3 protein-coding genes are annotated in these 2,990 nt (G+C 71.2%); all 3 read right to left on the bottom strand.

The genetic code is table 11. From position 1 onward, the window contains the following. Positions 1-1,354 (bottom strand): sigma-54 dependent transcriptional regulator (locus VFE05_17090; GenBank protein ID HET6231794.1); only part of this gene is annotated, 1,354 nt, incomplete at its 3' end. Between the two features lie 470 nt (positions 1,355-1,824). After that, complete coding sequence (locus tag VFE05_17085; GenBank protein ID HET6231793.1) at positions 1,825-2,673, bottom strand: neutral zinc metallopeptidase; 849 nt, start codon at positions 2,671-2,673, stop codon at positions 1,825-1,827. Between the two features lie 152 nt (positions 2,674-2,825). Next, positions 2,826-2,990 (bottom strand): IS4 family transposase (locus tag VFE05_17080; GenBank protein HET6231792.1); only part of this gene is annotated, 165 nt, incomplete at its 5' end.

The following is a 2,990-nucleotide window of genomic DNA, read 5'->3' as shown; positions in this document are numbered from 1 at the left end:
CGACGTCCTGGAGGCCGAACTGCTTGATCTTGGTGTGGAGCGTTGCGCGGGAGATGCCGAGCTTCTCGGCCGCGACCGTGCGGTTGCCGCCGGTGACGAAGAGGGCGCGCTCGATGTGGCGGCGCTCCATCTCTTCCAGCGAGACCACCGTGGCGTCCTCGCGCGAGGCGCGCAGGTTGCCCGGCGCGCGGATGCCCGCGGGCAGGTGCTCGGGCCCGATGCGGTCGGCGCCGCCGGCGAGCACCAGGGCGCGCTCCAGGGCGTTGCGCAGCTCGCGCACGTTGCCGGGCCACGAGTACGCCACCAGCACGTCCAGCGCCTTGGCAGACAGCTCGGCGGGCGAGCCCGGGTGGCGCTGCCGCAGCTCGGCCAGGGACCGCTGCACGAGCTCCAGCACGTCGTCGCGCGATCGCTCGCGCAGCGGCGGGATCACCAGCGGGAAGACGGAGAGGCGGTAGAAGAGGTCCTCGCGGAAGCGGCCCGCCTTCACGTCGGCGGCCAGCTCTCGATTGGTGGCGGCGATCAGGCGCACGTCGGTGGTGATCTCGCGGGTGCCGCCCAGGCGGCGGAAGCTGCGCGTCTCCAGCACCTTCAGCAGCTTGGGCTGCAGCTCGGGCGCCAGGTCGCCGATCTCGTCCAGGAAGATCGTCCCCTTGTCGGCGACCTCGAACATCCCGCGCTTCATCTCCTTGGCGTCGGTGAACGCACCCTTCTCGTGCCCGAACAGCTCCGAGTCCAGGAAGGTGGCCGTGAGGCCGGCGCAGTTGATCTCCACCAGCGGGCCGCGGGCGCGCGGGCTGCGCGAGTGGATCATCTGCGCCACCCAGCTCTTGCCGGTGCCGCTCTCGCCCAGCAGCAGCGCGCTGGTGTCGCCCGAGGCGGCCAGCAGCTCCACCTGGCGCGCCAGCTCCTGCATCTTGGGCGAGGTGCCCAGCATGCTGGCCTGGCTGCGCTCGGCGAGGCGCTGGGCCAGCACGGTGTTGGCGCGGCGCAGCTCCACCTTCTCCACGGCGCGCTCGGCGGCGGCGCCCAGATGCGCCAGGTCCACCGGCTTGGTGAGGAAGCTCTCGGCGCCCAGCTGCATGGCCTCCACGGCGGTCTGCACGTCGCCCGTGCCGGTGAGCATGATCACCGTGGCGTCGCGGGCCACCAGCAGTTCCAGCACGTGCAGGCCCGGGAGCCCGGGGAGCTGCAGGTCGAGCAGCACCAGGTCGGGCCGCTGCATCTCGAAGAGCGGCACGCCTTCCTCGCCGCTCATGGCCTGGAAGACCTCCCACCCTTGCCGCTCGAAGTAGCGCGCGAGCAGGCGGAGGATGCTGGCTTCGTCGTCGATCAGGAGAACGGACCGGGACATGTTTGCATTTCCTGGAATGAATGGGCTGGCGGGCGGCCGGGGCCGCCCCCGGATCCAAGGGCTTGGCGAAGATGAACTTGCAGCGGCCGGTGCGAACGCGCGCCACGGCCTGCGACGGTGTGGGTCCGGCCCGCGCCGGGCCGCCTCCTCGAACGGCCCTTCCCCTGCTGAAGGTGCTGCGTGCTGTCTGTGCGATCCGATGTGAACCACGCCTGGTCTGCTTTTTCCCGCCCCTGCGTGCGTGCGCCACCGGCCCGGCCGCGCACCACGTGCCCCGCGTATACGCGCCGGGCCCCTCAACATTGCCGCACGTGGGCGCTCCGGCAAGGTTGGGCGCCCATGCACCGTCCCACGCAATGCATTCCCCGCACCAGACGCTTCACCGCACGCCCCGCCGCCAACGACCGCGCCTCCGCCGTAAGAACGGGCGGAGGCGCCTCTGCCGGACCGCTGGCCGGCTCCGCCGCGAGCTACAGGTCGCGTGCGTTGAAGGTGTCGCACTGGTTCATGTCGCCCGAGCCGTAGCCCTGCTGGAACCAGCGCACGCGCTGCGCGGAGCTGCCGTGCGTGAAGCTCTCGGGCACCACGTAGCCCTGCGCCTCCTTCTGCAGCCGGTCGTCGCCGATGGCGCTGGCGGCGTTCAGCCCCTCTTCCACGTCACCCGGCTGGAGGGTGAACTCCTGGTTGTTCTTGGCCCACACGCCCGCGAAGCAGTCGGCCTGGAGCTCCAGGCGCACCGAGAGGGCGTTCGCCTGCTCCTTGGTGCCCCGCTGCTCGGCCGCGCTCACCTTGTCGGAGATGCCGGTCAGGTTCTGCACGTGGTGCCCCACCTCGTGCGCGATCACGTACGCCTCGGCGAAGTCGCCCGGCGCGCTGAACCGCTGCTTGAGATCGTCGTAGAAGCTGAGGTCGATGTAGACCTTGTGGTCGCGCGGGCAGTAGAACGGCCCCACGGCCGACTGCGCGAAGCCGCAGCCGGAGTCGGTGCCGCCGGAGAAGAGCACGAGCGTGGGGTGCTCGTACGTCTGGCCCATCTGCTGGAACTTGGCGTCCCACGTGCGGTCGGTGCTGGTGAGCACCTGGCGGACGAAGTGGCCCAGCTCGTCGCTGGCCGGCAGCGAGTCCACGCCCGCGCTGGCGGCGCCGGGCTGCCCGGACGGTCCGCCCTGCGTCATGCTGCGGGGGTCCACGCCGAGGAACATGGCGATCAGCCCCAGGATGAGCGCCCCTACCCCGCCGCCCGCGACCAAGCCGCCGCGTCCTCCCATCCCGCGGCGGTCCTCCACGTTCCCGGTCTCGCTCCCGCCTCTCCAAAGCATCTCGGCTCTCCGTGTTCGCGCTCTCCCGGCGGCAGACGGGCGTCCGCCGCGCGTGGGCTATTGCAAGCACGGTGCTAACCCGCGCGGGCAGTACGCAGACGCGGATGGATGCGCGATCGGCGGGACAGACGGCCCCCTCCCCCAAAACTGCCCTACCCATTACCCACAAGTGCGGGTGAGGCGCGCAGGAGCTGGAGGGCGAGGGTGAAGTCCATGAGGCGGCGGAATCCCGTCCAGATCGACTGGATTCCGGGCTCGCCATCGCCCTTGCGCCCCAGAAAGCCGCCCAGCATGGCGATCATGCGCACGGCCTCGCG

This window comes from Longimicrobiaceae bacterium, assembly GCA_035696245.1.
GTDB lineage: Bacteria > Gemmatimonadota > Gemmatimonadetes > Longimicrobiales > Longimicrobiaceae > DASRQW01.
This window is presented reverse-complemented; position numbering and strand designations above follow the sequence as displayed.

Coding starts and splice junctions, on each gene's coding strand:
- VFE05_17085 (HET6231793.1), bottom strand. CDS start 2,673: ATGCTTTGGAGAGGCGGGAGCGAGACCGGGAACGTGGAGGACCGCCGC.